The organism is uncultured Alloprevotella sp. (assembly GCF_963536905.1).
Classification (GTDB): Bacteria; Bacteroidota; Bacteroidia; order Bacteroidales; family Bacteroidaceae; genus Alloprevotella.
In genome coordinates this window covers 1-23,965 of the sequence record NZ_CAUTBW010000015.1, presented here as the reverse complement: position 1 = coordinate 23,965, position 23,965 = coordinate 1, and the positions used below count along the sequence as shown (strand labels likewise).

24 protein-coding genes are annotated in these 23,965 nt (G+C 48.2%); 8 read left to right on the top strand and 16 right to left on the bottom strand.

Translation table 11 applies throughout. From position 1 onward, the window contains the following. Positions 1-7: 7 nt before the first annotated feature. From ABLA33_RS04035 to ABLA33_RS04000, 8 genes are all read right to left on the bottom strand, one after another. Positions 8-409 carry a DUF2442 domain-containing protein gene (locus ABLA33_RS04035; RefSeq protein ID WP_347719337.1) on the bottom strand — a complete coding sequence of 134 codons (402 nt, stop codon included), beginning with the start codon at positions 407-409 and terminating at the stop codon, positions 8-10. 2 nt (positions 410-411) lie between these two features. Next, positions 412-654 carry a DUF4160 domain-containing protein gene (locus ABLA33_RS04030; RefSeq protein ID WP_009348446.1) on the bottom strand — a complete coding sequence of 81 codons (243 nt, stop codon included), beginning with the start codon at positions 652-654 and terminating at the stop codon, positions 412-414. Positions 655-1,453: 799 nt separating this feature from the next. Next, positions 1,454-2,488 (bottom strand): Fic family protein, encoded by a 1,035-nt coding sequence (locus ABLA33_RS04025; protein ID WP_009348451.1) that lies wholly within the window; start codon positions 2,486-2,488, stop codon positions 1,454-1,456. 284 nt (positions 2,489-2,772) lie between these two features. Continuing rightward, positions 2,773-4,002 carry a carbohydrate-binding domain-containing protein gene (locus tag ABLA33_RS04020; RefSeq protein WP_347719336.1) on the bottom strand — a complete coding sequence of 410 codons (1,230 nt, stop codon included), beginning with the start codon at positions 4,000-4,002 and terminating at the stop codon, positions 2,773-2,775. Then, positions 3,999-4,457, bottom strand: a complete 459-nt coding sequence (locus ABLA33_RS04015; RefSeq protein WP_347719335.1) for a hypothetical protein — start codon at positions 4,455-4,457, stop codon at positions 3,999-4,001. Before ABLA33_RS04015 ends, ABLA33_RS04020 begins: the two co-directional genes overlap by 4 nt. Before the next feature lie 18 nt (positions 4,458-4,475). Beyond that, positions 4,476-5,297: a DUF2490 domain-containing protein gene (locus ABLA33_RS04010; RefSeq protein WP_347719334.1), complete on the bottom strand. Its 822-nt coding sequence runs from the start codon at positions 5,295-5,297 to the stop codon at positions 4,476-4,478. After that, complete coding sequence (locus ABLA33_RS04005; protein WP_311490606.1) at positions 5,290-5,982, bottom strand: DUF4956 domain-containing protein; 693 nt, start codon at positions 5,980-5,982, stop codon at positions 5,290-5,292. Before ABLA33_RS04005 ends, ABLA33_RS04010 begins: the two co-directional genes overlap by 8 nt. A gap of 14 nt (positions 5,983-5,996) precedes the next feature. Then, entirely contained in the window at positions 5,997-6,797 is an 801-nt protein-coding gene (locus tag ABLA33_RS04000; protein ID WP_311490607.1) for a polyphosphate polymerase domain-containing protein, read from the bottom strand. A 270-nt stretch (positions 6,798-7,067) separates the two neighbouring features. On the opposite strand from ABLA33_RS04000, the gene ABLA33_RS03995 reads away from it, so the two are divergent. The 3 genes from ABLA33_RS03995 (at position 7,068) to ABLA33_RS03985 (ending at position 8,493) form a co-directional block, all read left to right on the top strand. Beyond that, complete coding sequence (locus ABLA33_RS03995; RefSeq protein ID WP_183697900.1) at positions 7,068-7,238, top strand: 4Fe-4S binding protein; 171 nt, start codon at positions 7,068-7,070, stop codon at positions 7,236-7,238. A 206-nt stretch (positions 7,239-7,444) separates the two neighbouring features. Further along, entirely contained in the window at positions 7,445-8,158 is a 714-nt protein-coding gene (locus ABLA33_RS03990) for a porin family protein (protein ID WP_347719333.1), read from the top strand. Positions 8,159-8,316: 158 nt separating this feature from the next. Further along, the gene (locus ABLA33_RS03985) at positions 8,317-8,493 is read left to right on the top strand and encodes a DUF6361 family protein (protein ID WP_347719332.1); all 177 of its coding nucleotides are present in this window, start codon (positions 8,317-8,319) and stop codon (positions 8,491-8,493) included. Positions 8,494-9,348: 855 nt separating this feature from the next. Here the strand turns inward: ABLA33_RS03985 and ABLA33_RS03980 are convergent. Next, on the bottom strand, positions 9,349-10,608 hold the full coding sequence (locus ABLA33_RS03980) for an acyloxyacyl hydrolase (RefSeq protein ID WP_347719331.1): 1,260 nt from the start codon (positions 10,606-10,608) through the stop codon (positions 9,349-9,351). 85 nt (positions 10,609-10,693) lie between these two features. On the opposite strand from ABLA33_RS03980, the gene ABLA33_RS03975 reads away from it, so the two are divergent. The 3 genes from ABLA33_RS03975 (at position 10,694) to ABLA33_RS03965 (ending at position 14,313) form a co-directional block, all read left to right on the top strand. After that, the gene (locus ABLA33_RS03975; RefSeq protein ID WP_347719330.1) at positions 10,694-11,923 is read left to right on the top strand and encodes a hypothetical protein; all 1,230 of its coding nucleotides are present in this window, start codon (positions 10,694-10,696) and stop codon (positions 11,921-11,923) included. Between the two features lie 114 nt (positions 11,924-12,037). Next, positions 12,038-13,582 carry a glycine--tRNA ligase gene (locus tag ABLA33_RS03970; protein WP_347719329.1) on the top strand — a complete coding sequence of 515 codons (1,545 nt, stop codon included), beginning with the start codon at positions 12,038-12,040 and terminating at the stop codon, positions 13,580-13,582. A 68-nt stretch (positions 13,583-13,650) separates the two neighbouring features. Continuing rightward, positions 13,651-14,313 carry an FKBP-type peptidyl-prolyl cis-trans isomerase gene (locus tag ABLA33_RS03965; RefSeq protein WP_347719328.1) on the top strand — a complete coding sequence of 221 codons (663 nt, stop codon included), beginning with the start codon at positions 13,651-13,653 and terminating at the stop codon, positions 14,311-14,313. An 84-nt stretch (positions 14,314-14,397) separates the two neighbouring features. Here ABLA33_RS03965 and ABLA33_RS03960 read toward each other — a convergent pair whose 3' ends face one another. From ABLA33_RS03960 to ABLA33_RS03940, 5 genes are all read right to left on the bottom strand, one after another. Next, positions 14,398-16,527, bottom strand: a complete 2,130-nt coding sequence (locus ABLA33_RS03960) for a family 20 glycosylhydrolase (protein ID WP_347719327.1) — start codon at positions 16,525-16,527, stop codon at positions 14,398-14,400. A 33-nt stretch (positions 16,528-16,560) separates the two neighbouring features. Next, the gene (gene tsaE / locus ABLA33_RS03955; protein ID WP_347719326.1) at positions 16,561-16,983 is read right to left on the bottom strand and encodes a tRNA (adenosine(37)-N6)-threonylcarbamoyltransferase complex ATPase subunit type 1 TsaE; all 423 of its coding nucleotides are present in this window, start codon (positions 16,981-16,983) and stop codon (positions 16,561-16,563) included. 246 nt (positions 16,984-17,229) lie between these two features. After that, positions 17,230-18,765: a DUF438 domain-containing protein gene (locus ABLA33_RS03950; protein WP_347719325.1), complete on the bottom strand. Its 1,536-nt coding sequence runs from the start codon at positions 18,763-18,765 to the stop codon at positions 17,230-17,232. Positions 18,766-19,459: 694 nt separating this feature from the next. Further along, on the bottom strand, positions 19,460-19,795 hold the full coding sequence (locus tag ABLA33_RS03945) for an addiction module toxin RelE (protein WP_347719324.1): 336 nt from the start codon (positions 19,793-19,795) through the stop codon (positions 19,460-19,462). Continuing rightward, the gene (locus ABLA33_RS03940; protein WP_347719323.1) at positions 19,792-20,031 is read right to left on the bottom strand and encodes a hypothetical protein; all 240 of its coding nucleotides are present in this window, start codon (positions 20,029-20,031) and stop codon (positions 19,792-19,794) included. Before ABLA33_RS03940 ends, ABLA33_RS03945 begins: the two co-directional genes overlap by 4 nt. A gap of 541 nt (positions 20,032-20,572) precedes the next feature. On the opposite strand from ABLA33_RS03940, the gene ABLA33_RS03935 reads away from it, so the two are divergent. Together ABLA33_RS03935 and groL are read left to right on the top strand one after the other, a co-directional pair. Further along, positions 20,573-20,848, top strand: coding sequence for a co-chaperone GroES (locus ABLA33_RS03935; RefSeq protein WP_009348469.1), 276 nt, complete (start codon positions 20,573-20,575; stop codon positions 20,846-20,848). Positions 20,849-20,894: 46 nt separating this feature from the next. Further along, positions 20,895-22,523, top strand: a complete 1,629-nt coding sequence (gene groL, locus ABLA33_RS03930; RefSeq protein ID WP_009348470.1) for a chaperonin GroEL — start codon at positions 20,895-20,897, stop codon at positions 22,521-22,523. 257 nt (positions 22,524-22,780) lie between these two features. Here groL and ABLA33_RS03925 read toward each other — a convergent pair whose 3' ends face one another. Together ABLA33_RS03925 and ABLA33_RS03920 are read right to left on the bottom strand one after the other, a co-directional pair. Further along, a complete protein-coding gene (locus ABLA33_RS03925; RefSeq protein ID WP_347719322.1) occupies positions 22,781-23,293 on the bottom strand; it encodes a TIGR00645 family protein in 513 nt (170 codons plus the stop codon). 12 nt (positions 23,294-23,305) lie between these two features. Continuing rightward, on the bottom strand, positions 23,306-23,887 hold the full coding sequence (locus tag ABLA33_RS03920; RefSeq protein WP_347719321.1) for an HNH endonuclease family protein: 582 nt from the start codon (positions 23,885-23,887) through the stop codon (positions 23,306-23,308). Positions 23,888-23,965 lie beyond the last annotated feature (78 nt).

Genomic DNA, 23,965 nt, shown 5'->3' with positions numbered 1-23,965 from the left:
TACTGTTCTACAAACTTACAGCCATCAATTCTGCACCGATATGGCGTATCTGCTCGGCAATTTGCTTTTCACGTTCTGCTGATGGATGCTTATTGCCACTGATGTATTGAGCAAACAAGCTTTGCGAGATACCTAAACGCCGAGCAATGGCAGAAGCATTGAGTTCTGGATGCTCCATGAAGAAACGATATAAGGAGGTATGCTCTTTCTTGTTGAAAAATCCCTCAAAACTCAAATCCTCATCCAAAGCTTCCCAGTGCAGGCCATAAGGAAGCACTTCATAAGCCTTCCGCTCCTCTTGCGTTGCGTCTCTCAAGCGTGGATAATCGGCAAAGCGTTCAAAGCCTCGTGTTCCATCCTCACGCTCAATCCAGATTTCAGTGTCGGTTGTCCATACTTTTACTTTCATAATCACTTATTTCCATTAAAGAACGTATTCCAACGTTCAATGATAATGTCCTTGTTCTCTTCAACTATTGATTCTACCAATTTTAACTCAGCTGGTTTCATTCCATTGTTTTCTACCAACACGACATCGGGCAATACATTAAACTTGGCACTTACTCCTCCTCTAACTGCGTGGATATGAATGGGGGTATGATCGTTTGAGTAGAACATAAACTTGAAACCAAATAGAATGAAAAGCGTAGGCATCGTCTTTAGTTGTTTTATTATGCCACAAATATAGATAATGAATTTATTACCTACAAACTTTTGAAAAACTTTTTATTGCCCTCCTCCCTGCCTCTTCCGCTTCACCGCAGCATTCCAATCTACCAACACCTCAATAGGCATCTTTTGCAGCTCCTCTTGCTTCTCAAACAGGAGCGAACCCCAGCAAGCATTTCCATGTATCTACGAGAGAAGACATCCTGACTTGAGCGCAAATTTCCTTATTGCGTTTGAGAATGCAATAAGCGCGTCGGCTGACGGAATAAGCCTGTCAGCTGATGCGCTTATTGTAGCGGAGGGGGCAAAAGAGGAAGCTGAATATGGGCAGAATCTCTCTCCTCTCCAGATATTGTTTTTGTGTTGTCACGTCGTCACGTTGTCACACTTTAGGGTTAAAGCGATGAAACGGTTTGTGCTATACGCGTGACAACAGTGTGACAACAAAAGTTTTATTGTCACGCGCCTGACTTATTGTATATCTTCTCATTATCTCATCCGTGACAACGTGACAACAAAAATGATTTTTACGGGTAGAGAACAGGTGAGATTCCTGCTCTTTGCATGATTGGCTTTCGCTCTCCCCGCTTGCAGTGCGACGCCGTCGGCGTCGGAGGTTGGTGGGCTGCTTCCCCACGGGTTCACCCTCGCTTTGCTCGGGCATCACCCGCGGTTAAGCATAGTGCGCCTCCGCCGGAGGCGGGACTTCACGAAGATAATGCTTACAATTTGGAGGATGAAAAACCACCTCTTCAAGTGTAATAATTTAGTAATGAAATAGTATTCAGAAATACTCTTTTACAGCAAACTCAAACTGGTCCATGAAAATTTGTTTGAAAGCATATAGATTATTCTGCTCATAAAAGATGAGCATTGCTTTCTTATAGTCGATGGAATCTACAGAGCGGAAACTTAGCGGACAATAGCCATTAGCTATCATAATAGCATTGCTCGTGATACGTGCCGTACGCTTGTTTCCATCTGAAAAAGCTTGAATATAGGACAAAAGCACTAAGGTGAGCAGGGCTTTCTCAAAAACATTTTTCTTTCCATTGACCAAATCACAAGTGTCGTGCATTGCTTCACGAATTTGGAACTCATTATCAAGAGGGCGATAGTTTGTCCCTGTAATACCTACACGGCGACGACGAAGTCCCCTATCAACAGAGAGATCTTTGGTCAGCAGTTGATGAATGTCTTCAATATGGCTTATACTAAGTTTCTCCAGATAATCTGGATTATCAAGGAGAAAATGAAGTGCATCCTTATGATTAAGGAGCATGACTGCTTCTTCCTTAGTCTTACCATCAGCTGTCTTGCTTTCACGCAGGAGGCGTTCCGTTTCCAGCAGAGAGTATGTATTCCCCTCAATCTGTGAAGATTTCCAACTAAGGTCAATGCCCAATCGCTCCATTTCCTTGCGATATTCACCAACAGTCATTCCATTGATATGCTTTCTGAACTCATCTTGCAACTGCACAAGATGAGACATTTCTTCATCAGTAAAAAGCGAAATAGTGGGAAGCTGTCCACGAATAAGTTCAAAGTTGAATGACGTCTGCACTTGGCGTTCGTCAATATCTAAAGCAAAGTACGTATCTAAATTGAGAGGCATCAATAGATATGCTTGATTTGAAAGACGATAACGTGTTGCACGAGCTTTTCCTACAACAACTATATCACCCTTTTGTGCAGCTGAAGACAAGATTCGTTTCAATGAAGCATCGCTTCCATCAAAACTAATACCTAACTTTATTTCATCGCGCGACGATAGCGGATTGTTATGCAGAAATTGTAGTATTTCGCGTGTAATATCCATAGGCTAAAAATCAAATCGGTGCAAATTTGGTGATTTTCTTATATAAATCGGCTCAAATTGAGCTAAAAAACACATCAAAAAGGACTCTTTTTGAGCCGATTCTCTTCAGAGATATCTTTTTAGGGAATTATCAGCCTCTATATTACGACGGAAAAACGTGGGGAAAGTAATAGAAAAAGAATCTATGCGCAATAGGCTCGGCTCAACTCTTTATAAACAAAAGCCGAGAGACTTTAGACGAGGCTAAAAATCTCTCGGAATAAGAATTATTTGATAGTGGAGTGTTAGCCAACTATTGCAGCAGAAACGGGGCAGTTGATAGTGCCACTCTTGTAATAGTAAGTACCGTCCACAACAACGGCTTTTGCTTTTGGGCCGGGAGTGGAGACGTTGATAGTTCCACCATCGAAAGTGAAGTCGCGATCCACCTTAATGCCGCGCGTCTTGCTCTCATCTGCCTGTCCCTTGTTGTAGGTAGTGCCCGTGAGCGTAATAGTAAGGGTTGGTGCGGTTCCAGAGGCGTTGTTCACCAGCAAGTTGGTTGCAGTCTTTATGCCTTTTTGTCCGTTGCCCGTACCAGTGATAGTAATGTTACCTCCGCTGATCGTTATCAGGCTGTCAGCTTTGAGTCCCTTCACATCATGGGCAGCATCGAGAGCTATCGTCAGTGTTCCGCCAGAGATCATCACTTGTCCGTTGTTCTCATCCGTGGAATGGTTTGTTGCCGCCACATCGATAGCATCTGATTTTACGCCCGCAATCGTGAGTTTTCCTCCTGCCATACGGAAATACTGCCCAACATGGAAACCATCCGTCACCGCAGAAGCCACATAGATATGCCCCAGAGAAGAATGCAGTTCGGTGTATTCGCCAGAGGCGAAGGCGTGTGCTTTGCGACCTGTCAGCGTCAGCGTGCCACCACCCGCAAATTCGGCGTGTCCGCGAACATAGAAGCAGGCTTTCTGAGAGCCAGAAGCGGCATCGGTCAGCGCGTTGGTCGTTCCATCAGCCAGCACCACTTTGATGCGCTTGCCGTTCTGCACATTGATGGCAGCACCAGAGGAAGAAGTCAGATCCACCCCTTGGAGCGTGAGTCGCATCTTATAGCTACCCGTTTGCGTAAAACTACCATCGGAGCTTGTGCCGCTCAGAACGTAGTTGACTTCCTGCGTCAGACCTGCGGCTGCCGTGATGCTCACGTGCGCACCACTGACGGAGGCCGTCAGATAGGGGGCAACATCGCCCGCCATAAACACGCGCGCACCACCGTTGGAGTATGACACTTCCACCTGCCCTGCCGTGACGGGGCGGCTATTAACAACGATAGAATCAATATCGGCAATGGTATATGTGCGCCCTGCAACGGTTAGCGTTGTTCCGTTGTCGTAGGTCATATCAGCGGCATCGGCGGCTGAAACGCCCACGCAAACCGAGCCTTGGTAGATATTGAGTGTTTGTGCCTCAACTGCCAAGGCGCAACACATTGTGATCAAAAGGAGAAAAAGCTTTTTCATCGGATGTAAACTTTAGAGGTGACACTGCCAACACTAACGAGGTAGAGACCGCGCTCCAAACCAGCGCATATCTCTTCTGTCCCGTTCCAACGCTTGCGGAAGTTGGTGAGCAAACGACCGTCAGTGGTGTACACACGAATGATGGTGCCCACTGGAGCCGACACGCTGACGCTTCCCTCCCCTATCGTGACGAGCGTTTGCCCATCTGTGGGATTGAGAACACCAGAAACTTCGGAGGTGAAGAACATCTTGGAGAGATCCGTCAGAGCCAGTGTGGTTGTTCCTTCCATGCTGGTGGCGGTCAGTGTGTTTCCAGAAAATGTTATCTTCAAACCATTGGCGGTTAAGCTTTTCTGCGTTCCATCTGTATGCTGGAACGTCAGATAGCTATAAGTTTGTGCCTTTGCGCCCATCGTGAGGAGCAAAAAGGCAGCGAGGGTAAAAATACGTTGCATAAGCGAGAGTATAGAATCTTAAAAACTGAAAGTATAGCCAACATTGATGGCGAAGGAGTTGGCATCATTGTCGCCATCATCGCCATTGGTGAAGACATAAGCCAACGAAACAGAGTGCTGGCGCGCCACCTTCCAATCAGCGCCCAGAATCCAGCGGCGTTTGTCGAGAGAAAAGCCATTTGCCAAATTGTTGCTAATCTCAAAGGAGGTGAAAGGCGTGATGGGACAGTGAGCTATGTTGTACGACACTCCGAAGCGTGAACGCAAGAAATGCTTTGTTTTAGCATCTTTTTCCTTTGCTTTGCTCTCTCTGTAAGCATAGACATTGTCGTTGAAAGAGCCTTGATAGGTTGCTCCCTCATAGGTGGCGGGATCGGACACTATGCCGCGGTATTTGTTCTCCGTCACCGTGACAGCCATGTTACGAGTGAGCTGATAGCGTTCGCGCAGAGAGAAGGTGAAACGCCCCACACGATATTTTCCTGTAGCATCGAAATGGAAGCGATGCTTTGTGCGCCAATAGGATTGCTTCACGTCGTAGCCGTTCATCCCTTTGGAACTGTTGTAGTGAACTTCCTCCTCTGGTCCAGTATAATCGCGAATGAAATCATACCCCACACCGAGTTTCAGAAACTTAAGGAGCTTATAGTCCACTCCTACGCCCAAATCGGTGCGCGTGAGGCGGCTCACAGCATCATCGAAGCGCATACCAGCAGAAGCCTCAACGGAGAAGCGCCCCAACTTTTTCTCTACGCCCACTTCGGGCCAAAGGCCGAAATCATCGGCGGCAGCGGGCAGCGACAGCATGGTGGCTACCAGTAATATAAATGTTTTATTCAAACGCATTGTCGTCTTTGAGGTTAGTCATGTGATCCACGGTCTTTAGGCGATCGGAATTGTCGATATAATAGACACGGAGCATGGTCATATCTTTGATGAAATCCACAGCTCCCACTTCCACACGCTGAACCTTCACGCCGAGTCGCTTTTCTAAGTCGGCCTTGAGTTCTTCGCTTTTGTCGGGGGTGATGAGTTTGATATTATCATACTTCACATACTTGCATCCCACTTTATTTTGCAAGGCAAAACGCTCTGACCCCCATACCACACCGAGGAAGATTACGTTTGCCATGAGTTTCTCCAAGAGGTCCATGTGGTCCGTGGAGCCATTCACCACGGAGATTGCAACGAGATAGAAAAGATAGGTCATCTCGCGAATGGGCACACTCTCTGTGCGATAGCGCAAAATACCGAATACGGCGAAAAGTCCCAATGCAGCACCAATCTCCATCTGCGATCCATTCATCAGATAAATCATCATGAAGATGGCCACACTCAGAAGGATAAACGTGAAATAGTAGTCGCGGCGATGACCTTTTGGATAATAGAGGAAATGGCAGATGACCCATACCATTAAGAAGTTAAGGCCAAAGCTAAGGCTTAATTTGAGAAGTTCAAGCCCTTCGAAAGTTTCTTCAGGGTCGAGAGGGGTGAGAAGCTCAGAAATGTTAGTTAAGAGAATCATGATGTTTTTTAAATTTATATCGTTGGATTGTCTTCAGCTCCTCGCATAGCGATGCGCTGAATAGTATGTAATTTTTCTTTGATGAGATTTTGTCGCAAGGCATCGTTGGTAAGTGCCGAACCGATACAGTATTTGCTAAATCCGCTGGGCTTGATGCGCAAAAGGCGAAGGTGGTCGAGCACGGGCGAAGCCACGCGGCCATCGCGCTTGAGTTCTATGACGGCAACGTTCTCAAGAGCAGCTCGGCGTTGCGTTTCAAAATTGTCGAAATGGAGGTTAAAATCTATCGTCAGACGCTCCGTCTTTGCACGGTTCACCAGCGTGATGCGCTGAAAGCGGTTTCCCACGGCCGGAGCGAGATTGGCAAACGAAAGCCCCGTTTGTTCGTTGAGAAATTCTTCCCCAACTCCCTCTTCGGCAACGGCCTGAATGGAGGGCACTTCTATACGTTTCTTTCGTGTCTTACCGTGATTATTTTTCTTTTTTATTTCTAAAAACGACAGCTTCGATTCCACATACGTTCGTGCCCTTACCTTCATGCGTGGTAAACGGCCTGTTTCGTGAGTATGATAGAGAAGATGCTCGGTAAGTTCGTCCCAATACACAGTGCGATACGAGGTGATGCGCAACCCTTTCACTTCCTGACAGAAATAGTCCTCATGGAGCAGCGCGAGTAGGCATATCAGCGTATTCGCATCGGTAACAAACTTTTGATCCATACGCTTCATGAGGCGTATGGAGGACATTTCCTCCAGAGAAATAGGCGACATTGTCTGCACAATACTCCTTAGTTTTTGTGTTTGGTGGTCTGTCATGACATTCCTTATGTATATGAATGTGAATTCAAGTCGCAAAAATAGTTAAAAACGCCTTGTCCGCAAACACTTTCTATGAAAACGACAAGTAGAAGAAGCAAAAAAAACATATTCTCCCATGCTCCAACCATCAGAAAACAGCTATACGTCCTTTCTTTCATAAAAAAGCAGAAAAAGTTTTGAGAGTTTCGAGCGAACCGCTAACTTTGCAGTCCATTTCCTTTTGGAAACATAACATAACAACAATTTAAATTTTTAATTTTTACTACTATGGCTTATGTAATTAGCGAAGACTGCGTTGCATGCGGCACTTGCATCGACGAATGTCCCTCCGGCGCAATTTCCGAAGGCGATCGTTACTCTATTGATCCTAACTCTTGTGTTGACTGCGGTACTTGTGCAGACGTTTGCCCATCAGGCGCAATCGCTCCAGGCGAGTAATCCTCTGTTTCAACAAAACAACAGACTCAACGGCTCAAGTCGAATATGGACTTGGAGCCGTTCTTTTTTTATCGCGCCACTACAAAAGCATACCGTTCTTCTTCTCATGTTCCTTTCTGATTAGGAACAGTGCGTTTCAAACTACACATTCTAGAAGGGCAGAGCATACACAATAAATACCGCGACCCGCCGTTAAGTTTAGAGATATGACTCCACTCAAACACATATATTGCCTACTGCTCGCTATGCTGTTCGCCATGAATGGCATCGCTCAAGAGCGCAAAATTCAGAACAAGCCCTACATCGATGAGCGCCAATTCCATTACGGTTTCTTCGTTGGCGTTCACGATCAAGGTATAAGACTGCAAAATAGTGGCCACATCGACCCCAATTCTGGAGCACAATGGACGGCGGAGAATGATGGGCAGAACTTCGGCTTCAGCGTGGGCATCTTGGGTGATTGGAAACTGGCCACTTGGCTAAACCTGCGCCTCAGTCCGGGGCTCCATTTCGGTTCGAAACACATCAAATTCCGCAACATCGCCGATGGCGAAACCAAGACACAAGACATGAAGTCCTGCTATATCGGAATGCCCATCGACCTAAAGGTGTCCGGCCCCCGCTTCAACAACTACCGCCCCTACGTGATTGCCGGTATTGCTCCCATGTACGACCTCACGAGCGGCAAACAAACACTGCTTCGTTCCACGCCCTACACCACAACCCTTGAAATAGGTCTCGGTTGCGACCTCTACCTCCCCTACTTCAAGCTCATCCCCGAACTAAAATTCAGCTTCGGCCTCAACAATATTCTCCGTAAGAATCGCCCTGACCTGACCGATTCTTCACAATATCTCTTCACACAAAGCGTTGACCGTGCCACTTTCAACATGGTCTCCCTCTGCTTCTACTTTGAGTAGAGCCTTAACGTCCCTGCAAGAACCGAAGAGAGAGAAAACGAAGATGTTAATAATTGAGCATTTCATCTGTAAGTGCTGAGTATAGCAATTACATATCGCCTCTTAACTACCGCTACTGTAAATGTAGACACCTTTAAGACACTACTACGAGAAACAAAATGAAACTGGGATATATACATAGCAACAAAGAAGAACAGGCTCGAGTGTTGCAAGTTTTGAAGATGACTTCGGAGTCGGTCGCACTTGAGGAGCTGGGTATTGGGCGTATTCGAGACGCTTTTGCCGACAAGATGTTTCCAGGTGTATCCACCCTGCAAAAACATATAAAGCAATAAGAGATTTTGCAAAAACATTACGGAATAACTCTTTGCCAACGAAACGCAAACGAGAGACGCCTACCACCAATCAGGCAACAATGACAATACCAACGCCTCATCGATGTGCTCACTTGGTATCGTATGACTTTAGGGCAACCCCGCCAAGAGGAACTATTAAACCTCTTGAAAAATATGCACCTATCAGATAAGCAACACAAGGAACTCACCATTGATCTATGCCCCTATAACAGGCAGAAGCAAAAGTAGCCTCACGCCTCTCACACATAAACCATTGATTCTAAACACCTAACATCTCAACTTACTGAAGCAAAAAATATCCTTATTGCGTCAGCTGACACAATAAGGCTGTCAGCTGACGCCCTTATTGTATTTTCAAACGCAATAAGGATATTTACGCCGCGCTCTATCGCAGCATTTCTGCTCTTTCAGAAAGGGTGTAGAAAAAGCACTGGAGCAAATGAAAGAGTTAGCGGCAACGTGGATGCAGTGCGACACCGCCAGTGTCGGAAAGTTCTATATCACTTACCCACGGGTTCTCCCTCGCTCTGCTCGGGCATCACCCGCGGTTAAGCATGGGGTGTCCCCGCCGGGGACAGTGGGTGAAAACATTCCGATAAAAGGTGATAGGTACACAAAAGGGGGAAGATCGCAAAGAAATAGTGGACAAAAATAACTCACGCCTCCGGCGGAGGCGCACCATGCGTAACCGCGGGTGATACCCGAACGATAGTGAGGGAGAACCCGTGGACTGTAAGCAGCACCATCCTCCGACACCGACGGTGTCGCACTGAAAGCGTGGACAGAAAAGCCACACAAACGGGAGAATAAGTAGGATACTTCTGTATGGAATTTTCAAAATTCCATGCCTATAACAAATTCTGTGAAATCGGCCTTGGTGAGATGGGCTTTCACATCGCCGCCGAGATAGAAACCCTTCCAGCGCGGGAAGTGGTAGCGCAGACCGATGCGCTCATAGTAAGGCTTTTCCTCCCACTTGGCTTCCTGCCCCATTTGGCGGTGGAGATAAACGCCTAAAGACATAGCTAACGAGAGGTTGTGATAGAAAACTTCATGGCGAGCAGCAAGGCCTACCGACCACGGGGAATGGGGCAACTGGACACCTGCTGCACAGTCGAGCGCGGCAATATGGTGCGCCGCCTGCGCATAGTTGAGATCGAGCCCCAGGCCACTTGCCCAGCGCCGCGCATAGCGATACATGAAATTGATTTGCAGACTGTAAGTGGGATAGATACGGAAATGTCCTGTGCGATAGTCTGGGTGTGACGGAGGCGTGTTATACTGCGTTTTAATCCAATCCTCTAAAAGAGATTTTCCACCTATGCCCAACTGCGCCCCCCAATAGAAGCGGCGCACAAAGGAGGACGGCGCTCCGCTCTCGGCCTGTTGCGGTCGGAGATCTTCTGCGGGAGCTGAAGGATAATAGAGGAGAGTCAGACTCGGCCCCACTGAGTTTTCCCCCTTATTGGGACGATCGAGCGCACCATTACTGTGGTGGCGAAATTCCATGCCCAACTGCATCGCCCAATGCGGCGAAAACCAATAGGAAGCGCGAAGACCAGCACCGAAATAAATATTCCAGCGACTCCCCAAGAGTTCGTTATCGACATTATTATGCCGATTGTAGAAACGCGAAGCCATGCCAACGCCAAAATTGAGGGCGTAGTCCACCTCCCAATGGGGGCGGCGGAGCAAAGGGCGCAAGAAACCGCCATAGAGCGTCCACACCTGCCCCATCCGCGACACATAATCGACAGGTACGGCCTGTCCCCAATCGGGTGCTGCTTCTTTGTGCATCGTCACATTGTGGTAATTACCCCAAAGCAACCCAACGGAGAACGTCGGGTAGTTGTAGTCTGCCGCAAAGGAGTCGGCATCCTCGGGGCGCGTGCGATAGTTCAGTGCCACCCCTATGCTCACATTCTTGTTCTCATGTAGCCACATCCGCTCGTAAGGGTCGATTTTGAGCACGTGGCCGGGCATCACTTCCAGTGCCACGCCCAGATGGGCACTATCGGGACGGAACGTTGGCACCGCGGTTTGAGCCACGGCGCAGAGGGAGAAAAGGGACAAAAAGAGAGATAGAATTTTCAATGTGTCGGAGTTTTGAAAGCGCAAGATAGGAATTATTTTAGGAAAAGTTTTGACCTAACGAAAATAAACACGTATCTTGCGCAACATGATGCTATTGAACTTGTTGACAACCTTGCTTTCTGTCCTGCTGTGGCCGTGGCACGACACACCCGCTACGGATGCACGGCAGGAAATCTACACCGATCTCTATCGCGCGGCGGGGAGCTTATATGTCTACAAGGAACCGCGCCAAGAGAAAAGCACACCTATACCTCACGGCTATACTCCCATTGCGCTCCAACTCTTTGCGCGCAACGGTTCGCGCTATTTGATGCAGAAAACGGACTATGAGCGGCCGCGCCAAATCTTGCAGCGTGCTCAGGCAGCGGGAAAACTGACAGCCTTGGGCCGAGAGGTGCTGGCAGAGGTGGATTCGCTCGCCACTTTGGCACGAGGCCACTACGGAGAAATCACGCGGGCTGGCATCGAACAGCATCGGGGCATTGCGCGCCGCATGTTCTATCGGCACAAAGAGATATTCGGCCGCGCCAAAACCATAGAGGTGGTATCAACACCTTCGCTCCACTGTCAGCAATCTATGCAGAGCCAATGTGCACAATTATTGGCACTCAACCCACACCTGCAATTCTCCACCGACATCGCCAGCCACAGTTGGTTTTCAGGCCTCATCAGTGCCCACACAACGGAACTGACGTCCGTCAATCCCTATCGGCTGATGGGTTGCCTTTTCAACGACACGATTTACATCCGCCAACACATCGAGGCCTGCTCTCTATTTCAACAGCTCTTCTTGCTGGCAGCCAACATCCAGAGTTTGGATTGCCGCCTCGACCTTTTCCGCATCTTCACGCGGGACGAATGCTACGCCTACTGGAGGGACGATAATTACAGCATCTTCCGAAAATATACCCGAACACCGCGCTTCGATGCAGGCAAAGAGGCCACAGAACTGCTCATGAGTCGCATCGAGCAACAAGTCCAAAAGAGCTTTGAGCGTCAGCAGCCGAGTGCAATGCTCTGCTTTGGCAATGAAGAGAATCTGCTGCGCCTCTGCGAAGCACTCAATCTCAACGGATGCTCGCTGCAAGCCCCCACTTCGGAGGAAGTGGCCACGCATTGGCGTAGCTATCAGCTTTTTCCGCTGGGTGCTAACTTGCAACTCGTGTTCTACCGTTCACGGAAAAATCCGCGCATACTTGTGAAGGTGTTGCTCAACGAACGCGAAACTCGCATCCCTATCCCTTCCGACACTGCTCCCTACTACGATTGGGAACAAGTGAAACTCTTTGTGCATCAAATGCTGGCAAAACAATGAGCCGCCTCTCTATGCCTCCTCATCCGAAAGACCTACAAAAATCTTTAATTGCTTTGCTTTCCGAGGGGCTTATGGTATCTTTGCACACAATAATCAATCAATTAAATAGCTATCATGGCTCAACAAGAAGACGTTTTCAAGAAAATAGTATCTCATTGTAAGGAATATGGCTTCGTATTCCCTTCTTCCGAACTCTACGACGGACTCGGCGCTGTATATGACTACGGTCAGAACGGTGTAGAACTGAAAAACAACATCAAGCAGTATTGGTGGCAGAGCATGGTGCTGCTCCACGATAACATTGTGGGCCTCGACAGTGCCATCTTCATGCACCCCACTATCTGGAAAGCCAGCGGTCACGTGGATGCTTTCAATGATCCCCTCATCGACAACCGCGACTCAAAGAAACGCTATCGCGCCGATGTTCTCATTGAAGATCAAATTGCTAAATACGATGAGAAGATAGAGAAAGAGGTGGCCAAAGCACGCAAACGTTTTGGCGACAACTTCGACGAAGCGAAATATCGCGAAACAAGCGAACGCGTGCTTGAGTACCAAGCAAAGCGTGATGCCCTCGAAGAGCGCTACAAAGAAGCTATGAACGGCACCGACCTGCAAGCACTCAAACAAATCATCCTCGATGAGGAAATTGTCGACCCCATTAGCGGCACGCGCAACTGGACCGATGTACGCCAGTTCAACTTGATGTTCAAAACATCTATGGGCTCTACTGCTGATGGTTCAAGCGACATCTACCTCCGCCCCGAAACGGCACAGGGTATCTTTGTCAACTACCTCAACGTGCAGAAAACGGGCCGCATGAAAATTCCTTTTGGTATCGCCCAAATCGGTAAGGCTTTCCGCAACGAGATCGTTGCCCGTCAGTTCATCTTCCGTATGCGCGAATTCGAACAGATGGAGATGCAGTTCTTCGTGAAGCCCGGAACTGAAATCGACTGGTTCAAAAACTGGAAAGAGATGCGTATGAAATGGCACCAGGCTCTGGGCTTCGGTGCTGAAAACTATCGCTTCCACGACCATGAGAAGCTGGCTTTCTACGCCAATGCAGCCACCGACATCGAGTTTAAGATGCCGTTCGGATTCAAAGAGGTAGAGGGTATCCACAGCCGTACGAACTACGACCTCACACAGCACGAGAAATTCAGCGGAAAGAGTATCAAATACTTCGATCCTGAAACGAAAGAAAGTTACACGCCGTACGTCATCGAAACAAGTATCGGTGTGGACCGTATGTACCTCTCGGTGATGTGCCACTCCTACCAGGAAGAGCAGCTCGAGAATGGCGAGACGCGCACAGTGCTCAAACTGCCCGCTGCCCTTGCTCCGGTGAAGCTGGCCATACTGCCACTCATCAAGAAAGACGGTCTGCCCGAAAAGGCGCGTGAGATCATGAACGATCTGAAGTTCCACTTCAATTGCAAATATGAAGAAAAGGATACCATCGGTAAGCGCTATCGCCGACAGGATGCTATCGGTACGCCGTACTGTATCACTATCGACCACGATACGCTGACTGACAACTGCGTAACGCTTCGCGATCGCGACACAATGCAGCAGGAGCGTGTGCCCATCAGCGAGCTTCGTTCGCTCATCGAAGACAAAGTATCCATTACTAGCCTCCTCAAAAAATTGCAGTAATAACAACACTGTCCCGCTCCTCAGCCAATGAGGAGTGGGACAGGTAATTTCCTTCGACAATCAGCATTATGAAAAATCTTTTCAAAATCCTGCTGACGGCAGCAGCCTTGGTGCTGACCTTCGCCTCTTGCTCGGAACATCTCAATTCCGAAAACGACGATTTCGCCAACAACTGGAAAGGACAGAACACAGCTGCCTTTGCCGAACACATGAAGCAAGCCAAAGCGGCCATCGCTACGGCCAAGGCGCAGTATGGCTCCGATTGGGAAGCCCACTGTAACTATCGCATCTATCGCTACTTCGGCTATACGGACAATACAAAAGCTTCCATCAACGACTCTATCTGCGTGGAGATTGTGAAGCAGGGAATGGGCAGCGGATGTCCACTCTATACCGACTCCGTCAGTATGAACTATATGGTGCGCCTCATCCCTTCGGCCAGCTATCCCACGGGGAAACTCATCGACCATTCTGGTCAGACAATCAATGAAGAGGACATTTTCAGCACAACCCATTCAGCTCCGCGCCACTTCCTCGTGAGCGCCCAAATATCGGGTATGCAAACGGCTCTGCAACACATGCACATCGGCGACCGCTGGCGCATCTATATCCCCAGTGATTTGGCGTATGGATCTAACAACCTGCTCGGTAGCTCCGGTATTCCGGCCTACTCCATGCTCCGCTTCGATGTAGAACTCAAAGCTTATGCCCGCGTAGGAACAAAGCTCTAACGCTGACACATACACACATAATAATAGCCGCAGTAAATAAAATTACTGCGGCTATTGTTGTATTAAAAAACGCCCTATTCAGCTTTATTTTTTTGTCAGTCCTTCCGACAGATTTACGGCGATTCCGCGACGCTGCTGGTCGTCGGTGAGCGGACGGAGGCGGCGGAGGAAATCGGTGTAGTTGCGGCGCGATGGATAGCTCCAACCGGCTTCGGCCAAGGCGGCGGCGCGGGGGAAGGCCTGATAGTAGAGACGTTCCGTGGAGTTGATACATTCGCTCCAAAGTGTGCCACTAACGCCGAGCAGATTCTGATGCACAAAGGTGCTGTCCTGTCCCCACGCAGGATCGAGGCGGTAAGTCTGCTGAAGCGTTGTGACGGGCATTCCCCAGTTCACCTCCGGCATATCGCCGCGCTGCTGCGGATAGTCGAGATAGCAGTGCTCGCCAGGGCAGAGCATGATTTGAGCTTTGTTGCGCACGGCTGCATCAATGGCCGTCTTTGTCAGACCATGGCGCCAAGCATAGACAACGCAACCTGGTTGTATCGTTTTGAATTCTTGCTCGTACCAATACATCGGCGTCTTCTTCAGCGCCTTGAGGCGGTCGATGACGCGGTCGAAAAGATACTGCTGCAACTGCCAGTTTTCCGTAAATCCTTCCTTGCGTTTCAACTCCTGACAAGCGGGGCAATCGCTCCATGCACCCAAAGGTGGCTGACCGGCTTCGTCGCCTCCCAAATGAACATAGGGAGCTGGAAATACATCGGCCAACTCCGTAAGGACATTGTCGAGAAACTCATAGACGAAGGGTTCGGCGGGGCAGAGCAATTCGTTGCTCACGCCACACGTCAAGCGAATGGGTACGGGCTTCTTGGCACACGACAGTTGCGGAAAACAATGGACGGCAGCCACCTCATGCCCCGGTAGTTCTATCTCGGGAATAATCATGACGTGATACTGCGCGGCAAAGCGAACCAATTCGCGCATCTGCGCTTGGGTGTAGAAACCACTGATGCGCTCGGGCATATCGTCCATGCCCACGCGGTCGGAGGCTTTCTGCGTGAGCTGCGGATACTTCTTGATTTCGATGCGCCAACCTTGATCGTCCACCAAATGGAGGTGCAGCGCATTGTATTTATAGCGCGCCATTTCCACGACAAAGGCCTTCAAGTCGGCAAAGGGAATGAAATGGCGCACGGGGTCGACCATCAATTCGCGGATCTGCGTGCGTGGTTGGTCGGCAATGTGCAAGGCGGGGATTTTCTCAGAGCGCGCCCCTGAGCCGTTACCGATGCAGAGCTGTTCGAGCGTCATCAGTCCGCGGAACACACCGGCGGCTGTCTTGCCTTTGAGCACTACGCCTTTTTTGGAAATGTCTAAAGTGTAGGCTTCATCATTGGGGAGAGAGGCATCGAGTTGGAGCTGAATGGTCGGACCTGTTTTGCGACGCACTTTCATATAGGCCGTGCGCTCTGTGAGTATGCGCTCGGCTTGCAACTTCTCGTTGTTCAATTCTTGAGGGGCTTCCACGCCAATCACATCGGCCCAACGGAGGGGACGATGGCGGATGCGTTTCCGCTTGCCGCTGCTCACCGTTGCTTCCTCAAAGGTTTCTTCGGGAAACACCTCCAGCGTGAGCGGTTTGGGGACGAGAATCTCCTCGGGACGGCACACGTTTGCCTTTTCCTTTTTGCCAAAGAAATGTCGCCAGCCTGGTGCGCGGCGGTAGTCCTTGCGAGCCCGCTCCGGAACAATGAGTTCCACGCGGCGGAGGTCGATACCGTCGAAGGCATTGTCGGCGCAAATGGGTGGCACAAGGGCCGAGAGGCGCACAGTGCGGAGCCCGCTGCAATTGGCAAAGGCAAAAGGAGCGAGGCGCGTAGTTCCCTCAAAGGAGAGTTCGCGCAATTTGCTGCAACCGTTGAACGCTGAAGCCTCTACCACGCGGGTAGTGGCGGGGAAACGCAAGCGCCCGCCGATGCCCTTGCAGGCAAAGAAGGCTTGACTACCCACGGAGTCGAGCTGCAACGGCAAAACGAGCGACCGCAGCCGATAGCGCGAGTGCATGGCGTTGCGGGGAATCACCGTGCAGTTGGTTTTAGAAAGGTCGAGGGAGGTTTCGTTCACCTTCACGTCGCGCAGTTGGCGGAAATTCTGCGCACTGGTTGGGAGACCAATGAGTAGGGCCAGGAAAAAGGCGGAAAGTGTTTTCATGTTTATGCGTTACTTTGAGGGATATGTGCGAGATTATTGCGGGTCGTCCATTGTCAGCGTGCGAGTGCCGTCCTCGTTTTCCACGATATTGACGCGCACGGCATCTTCGGGGAGCATATCTTCGATGAGTTCGGGCCATTCCATGAAACAGAGGTTACCCGAATAAACATAGTCCTCATAACCGATGTCGTAGACCTCTTCTTCTTTCTTGATGCGATAGAAATCGAAATGGAAGATAGGACCTTGCGGCGTGGCATATTCATTGACGATGGCAAAGGTGGGAGAATTCACCTCGTCGTCCGTGCCGAGCGCGTTGCAGAGTTCTTTGATAAACGTGGTCTTCCCTGCCCCCATTTTTCCATAAAAGGCAAAGACTTTTCGATCTGCCATAGCGGCGATAAACTGCTCAACTGCTTGCGGCATTTTCTCCAGCGAAGGAATTTGTATTGTTGTCATATCTTTCTGTTTTGTCATTTTCGGCGAAGATAGCATAAAACTACAAAATAGGAAAGTATACCCGCCGCAGATTAGCACCTTGGAACCGATATGAGCCACTGAGTTGGACGATGTCCCATCGAGGCAGCCTACCAAAAGAAGTTTTGTCGTGCTGGCTCTATCTGGGAAGCAGAAAAACGCCTATGGAGATGCGGGGAGGCACGTCCATAGGCGGAAGAAGTTTTACAATATAATTCTTACAAGAAATCAGCGAATGAGTTTCTTTATTCCTTCGATGAGCTGTTCGAGCGGCATACCTGTGCGGTCGCTCATGGCTTGTATGTCCACTTTTCCTATCATGAGCCGACCAAGCGGCGTATTGAGCATTTTGAATTTGGAATCCAATTCGGGCAAACGACTTTTGAGCGCGGGATATTGCGCAAGGAGATCTTTCAGGCGCGTTTGTGGCGTGATCTCCGTCACGGCTTGGGTTTCGGCAACTTCGGTTTGTTCCGTCTCTGCTTGGGTGGGTGCTTCGGCAACTGCTGGGGCATCGCCATTGCTCCAGGTGAGCAGCGTTTGCGAACCTTCCAAAGCGCGGATGTGTGTGCAATCCTGCATCATTTCGAGTACACCGCGGAAGTTGCCCTCCTTGTCGCGCACAGCCACATATATAATATAGATGAACAATCCTGGCTTATTGATCCAGAATTCGGCCTTGTCCTGCTCACCACTTCTGAGTTTGTCGATCACTTCGCGAACGATGTGGGCACTCTTGCGCGGATGGCAATTCATCACTTCGCGCCCGATGACGTTCTTACTACGCGGGAAAATGCGGTGGTCGGTGTCGGAATAGAAACAAACGAGTTCGTTCTCGTCTACAAAGGAGATGTCGATGGGCAGGTGCTTGTAGATCAGATTCACCTGTTCCAGGGTGAGTTTTCCCGTTGCAACGTCCAGGATGTTGTTGCCTTTGTCAGCATAGCCATACTTAGCGAGCAGGGCTTGCAGGTCATTGGCAAAATCGTTGTGAGCAGCGGGGGCAGCTTGCGGCTTCACTTCGGCAGCGGTATGCTCCACCTCGAAAAAGGCAAAGCCGATTTCCTGATCGCCACTCTTCATGTCTTCAAATTCTTCGGCACTGATGAGCGCGAGGGATGTGGGATAGAGGATGAATTCTTCCTTCTGCATCAAATCGCGCGCATATAGCAGCACGCGTTCTTGCTGCTTGATGAAAGCATCTTCGTTATCCTCGCGCAACAGGCGTTCGGCTTCTCTGATTTCATCGCGCACCATGTCATCGAAAGTCCACATCGTAGTAGTGGGACGGGTAAAACCTTTCTGCTCAAGCACGGGGTAGAGCTGATTTTGCTTGCGCTTGTAGTGTAAGGGGTATTGACTGATTTTCTCGTAGAGTTCTAACCATTGGTTTTTAATCATGGGATATTGCACCAAATCCTCCACCGCCAAGAGCAAACGCTTCATCTCTTCGTTCTCTTTGAGATAGTGCATAATGGGGTGGTCGGCTGGAAGATTGGGCAAACTATTGTCGATGGCATCGCCCAGCATATCTATCACGGAATGCACATCCTCGCGGATACATTCATCGCTGCTTTCTTCCGTCATCGTTTGTTCTATGTAGGCCACATGATAGGCACTAACTTTTCCCACACGTTCTTTGATCTGCTGTTGGGCTTCGGCAGCCGACAGTTTACCAGCTTTGAAGGCATTTTCTATCTCGAAAAGCGCATTGAGCTTTTCTGTATCCATAGGCGGAAGGTAATCTTTCATTCTATTGTCCATATCGTATTCAATTTTATTATTTGCAAAAATAAGCATAAATCAGACAAGAAAAAAACGCTACACAGACAAAGGAATAAAGACTATCTGCACACTACCCCCTTTCTTCACTTCCCTAACATTTTCCGAAAAACAGGACGTTTATTCTTTTCCTCCAAAAGGTTTTTCTGCCGTTCCATAGAGAGTAGCGAGGAAGGAAGACAGAAGGAAAAAGAGTGATTGATAGTAGCAAAAAAGAGCCAAGGAATCATCCGCTTTCGATTCCACAGGACCCACACACAAAAGTTAAAGACTTGATTTCATGCCACTTAAAGGCGCCTAAAAATACAATAAGGTTGTCAGCTGATAGCCTTATTGTGTCGGCTGGCTTCCTTATTGCGTCAGCTGACACAATAAGGAGGCAATTAAGAGGAAACATACTCCTCTCCACTGTTTATTTTTTCGTTGTCATGTCGTCACGTTGTCACACTTTGAGCATAACTAACTGAAAAAAATATGGATTGAGAGCGTGACAACAAGGTGACAACAAAAATAAGTTTTTCTTGGTAGGAGTGATAATACCCCCAATTCGGGATAACATTAAATACTCTCGCATACTTCCGCTATCCCTACAATTGCTATTGAAATTTGGATTAGACTCATCTTCCTACCAAAATGTAATCCAGTTAGTCTTATTCTTATATAAAAAGTTCTGAGGTCAGAGCAGCTCGGTCAGCAAACTCTTGAGATAGCTATCAGAAACATTGGCGAGTTCGCTCTTGTCATAAATGGTGAGCAGATTGACTTCAATATGCTCGTGCGTAAGAACCACATGATAGGTTATCACTCTTGCACCGCTACTCTTGCCTTTGCCTTTCGATGCAATAGCCATCCTCACCTTGCGCATGCCATTGCCAAGGTCTACCCCTTGCATAGGGTCAGTTTCCATGGCTCGCATAAAAACCTTGAAGTCGTTCGTGAGCGAATGGTATTTCTTCGCCAATCGCTTGAACTGTCGCTTAAACTCCTCGCCAAGATAAATCTCCACAGTCATACGCCTTCTTCAAGTTCCTTGATGAAATCTTCAGCCGTCTGCATTTTCGTGTCTTTTTCCTTCGCTGTCTTCAATTCGTCAACGGCGCGTGTCAGTGTTTTCTTCACGTACGCCTTGCGTGCCTGCTCCTCTCCTTTATAGATAGAAGTGGAAGCCACGCCACGAAGCATGCTTATTGCGCGTCGTATGCTCTGTGCGGTAGAGTCTTCGTCAAGTGTTACCAAAATCTGTGTCATATTCTTGCCTTCTGTTTTCTGCAAATATACAATTGTCCGTCAACAATTCCAAATATCAGAGGAGTTTTCCATTTCCGTTGTGTATCAGTATGTCAAAAAGTGAAGGGAATAGTGAAATCAAATGAAGCAAAAGTAGACTATCTGAAATGTATTTCAAATATTTGTACACTAATCCCAGAACTGCGAGAATCGTTTGAGCATAACAAACTGAAAAAGTAAGAATTGAACGCGCTACAACAACATGACAATGCTGTGACAACAAATATCATTTTTTTACGGGTAGGAATCAAAATAGAAGCAACAGTTTTTGCCCACTGTCCCCAGAGGCGTGAGTTACCATACGAAAATCCAGCTGCAGGGATAAAGGAGCTGCGACTCAGAGTTTTTTACGACCGAACACTGCCTTTCTGATGGTACGCAACATAGCTTTTTTCTCGTTCCTCCTAAATCCATCTTCTTTTTTCTACTTTTGGCACGCTTTTAGTATAAAGGCTTTGTCACAAACAAATACGTAAATAATCAAAACTAAAATACAAGTATTATGAACATTCAACCATTAGCAGACAGAGTTCTGGTGCAGCCACAAGAGGCTGAAGAGAAAACAGCAGGTGGCATTATCATCCCCGACACCGCAAAGAAAGAACGTCCCATCGAAGGTAAGGTGCTGGCCGTTGGGCAAGGCACAAAAGACGAGGAAATGGTTCTGAAAGTGGGCGATAAGGTACTCTATGGAAAATATAGCGGTACAGAAGTGGAACTGGACGGCGAAAATTTCCTCATCATGCGTCAGAGTGACGTTTTGGCAGTAGTGAAATAATCGTTTTCAAGAACTAACATTATACATTTCAAAATAAAGATTTATCATGGCAAAAGATATCAGATACAATGTGGATGCGCGCGAAGCGCTCCGCGAAGGTGCCAACGCTTTGGCAAACGCAGTGAAAGTGACCCTCGGCCCTAAAGGTCGCAATGTGGTGATCGACAAAAAATTCGGTGCTCCGCGCATCACGAAAGATGGCGTTACAGTGGCAAAAGAAATCGAACTGGAAGATAGTTTCGAGAATGCTGGCGCACAGCTCGTGAAGAGCGTTGCGAGCAAGACGGGCGACGATGCCGGTGATGGTACTACGACTGCTACCGTCCTGACGCAGGCCATCCTGACAGAGGGTATGAGAAATGTGGCAGCTGGTGCTAACCCGCTCGACCTGAAGCGCGGTATGGACAAGGCTGTGGCAAAAGTGGTAGAAGGCATTAAGGCACAGGCTGAACAAGTGGGCGAAAGCTACGAGAAGATTGAGCAAGTGGCAAGCATCTCTGCTAACAACGATGCTGAAATTGGTAAGCTCATTGCCGATGGTATGCGCGCTGTCAGCGTGAATGGTGTTATCACCATTGAGGACGCAAAGGGTCGCGACACGGTGCTCAAGACTGTGGAAGGTATGCAGTTCGACCGCGGTTACCTCTCTCCCTACTTCGTGACCGATTCTGAAAAGATGCAGTGCGACATGGAGAAGCCGTACATTCTCATCTACGATAAGAAGATTTCTAACTTGAAGGATTTCCTCCCCGTGCTCGAACCAGCAGCACAAAGCGGCCGTCCTCTCCTCGTCATTGCTGAGGATGTGGACAGCGAGGCGCTGACTACGCTCGTAGTAAACCGCCTGCGTGGTAGCTTGAAGATTTGCGCTGTGAAAGCTCCTGGCTTCGGTGATCGCCGCAAGGCCATGCTGGAAGACATCGCAGTGCTGACGGGTGGCGTTGTTGTGAGCGAAGAGAAGGGCTTGAAGCTCGAACAGACTACGCTCGAAATGCTCGGTTCTGCCGATAAGGTGACCATCTCTAAGGAGAACACGACCATCGTGAACGGTGCAGGTCAGAAGAACCTGATTCAGGATCGTATCAACCAAATCAAGAACGAGATTGCAAACAGCACATCTTCTTACGACAAGGAGAAACTCCAGGAACGCCTTGCAAAACTGAGCGGTGGCGTTTGCGTGCTCGAAGTGGGTGCTGCTTCTGAAACTGAACAGAAGGAGAAGAAAGACCGCTGCGACGATGCTCTCTGCGCTACGCGTGCAGCTATCGAGGAAGGCATCGTGACGGGTGGTGGCGTAAGCTACATCCGCGCACAGAAGGCTCTCGACGATCTGAAAGGCGACAACCAGGACGAACAGACGGGTATCGCTATCATCCGCCGCGCCATTGAAGAACCGCTCCGCCAGATTTGCTATAATGCTGGCATCGAGGGTGCTGTGGTTGTAAACAACGTTCGCGAGGGCGAGGGCAACTATGGCTACAACGCCAAGACCGAGAAGTACGAAGACCTCCGCGCTGCTGGTGTTGTTGACCCTGCAAAGGTGGCTCGCGTTGCACTTGAAAACGCAGCTTCTGTTGCTGGTATGTTCCTCACCACCGAGTGTGTCATCTGCGACAAGAAGGAGGAAAATCCTGCTCCCGCAATGCCCGCTCCCGGCATGGGCGGCATGATGTAAGCCAACCCCATCGCTTCATAGCGAAGAAAGATAAAAGCAAGGGATAGTTACACGATAGTAACTATCCCTTTTAGTTTGCCTAATATTGCAGAATGGAATAAAAATCAGTACACAAAGTTGTGGTAAAATTACCGACCTGAAGAGTTCAAAGGATACGGATTGACCCATGGAGAAGAAATGAGATAAAACGAATGGCAGAAATGTAGCTATAAACGTTTACTTTTTCTTTCGCCCGAACATTCCTCTCTATCCGTTATTTAATGTTCTGCATGCCCTATTTTATCCATGTATGTAATACCCAAAGCAGACAAAACGAATACGACATGAATACTGATTTGCATAATCGTGTGTTGTGTGTCAATATTCTCGGCTACAAATGTTTCCAACAAATGGACGGCAGAAATACTAATGAGCGATATCATCAGCTTGTGCTTTAATGCATTTGGATTTATCTTTCCAAGATAACCGAACTGATTATTGTCCTTATCCTTCTCAATAATCTCCAATCTGCTGACAAACGACCAGTATCCTCCAATTACGCAGACGATGATTAAATTCAAAACCATAGAAACATCCACCATACCTATAGCCAACATCAGGATGGTTTCTTCTGTGAACGTCCCTATATGTATCAAGCTATGTACAACTTCTTTACAAAAAACGAAAGAGTACATTCCCATAACTACGCACATTCCAAGATACACAGGAACTTGAAGCCATCGACTTTGAAAGATGCACCACTCTATGGCCTTTTCTAATTTATCACTCATAAAAATATTTTTTTAAAGTATTTGCATTAAGTAATCAACGATCTTTGTGTGACGCTGACGAATTTTTTCTTTGTCCCAAAGTTGGTCTTGCTCCGTCATTCGCTGAACTTCCAACTGCTGTTGTAAGTATGTATAACTATCACGCTTTATCTGAAATCTACCATTGCTTAACGACGTATTATGACTACCAGACAGCAGTAAGTAGTTGCCCAAACACTCCAAATATCGGTTATAGAAGTCTTCATCATAAGGGCAATAACCATTATCAGCTTCTTTGTTTTCGGTTTGTGGTGCGATGTGCTCGAGGTGTGGAGTCTCAATGCTGTCATATCTGACAGGACTATAACCAGACTTTCCGCTGGCTATCAGATAGTTTTCGTATTTCCATAAGAGAAACTTTGCGGTTTGATGATTCATCCCCATATTGAGGCAACGAGCAAGCTCTTCATTATTCCAATATCCCCACCAATCATTTCGGTTTTTCATCCATTCAATATGATTGACAACCGTCATGGCATTAGATCCCATTTCCTGATAGCATTTATTGAGACGCCACAGTAAATTAGCACGAGTACCGATAATACGATTGCGCAAGAATATTTGTTCCAGAGATTTTGTGATACTGTCCTAAAAAAGTGTGTAAGCTCCAAAGTTCTTATATTTGTAGTGAAT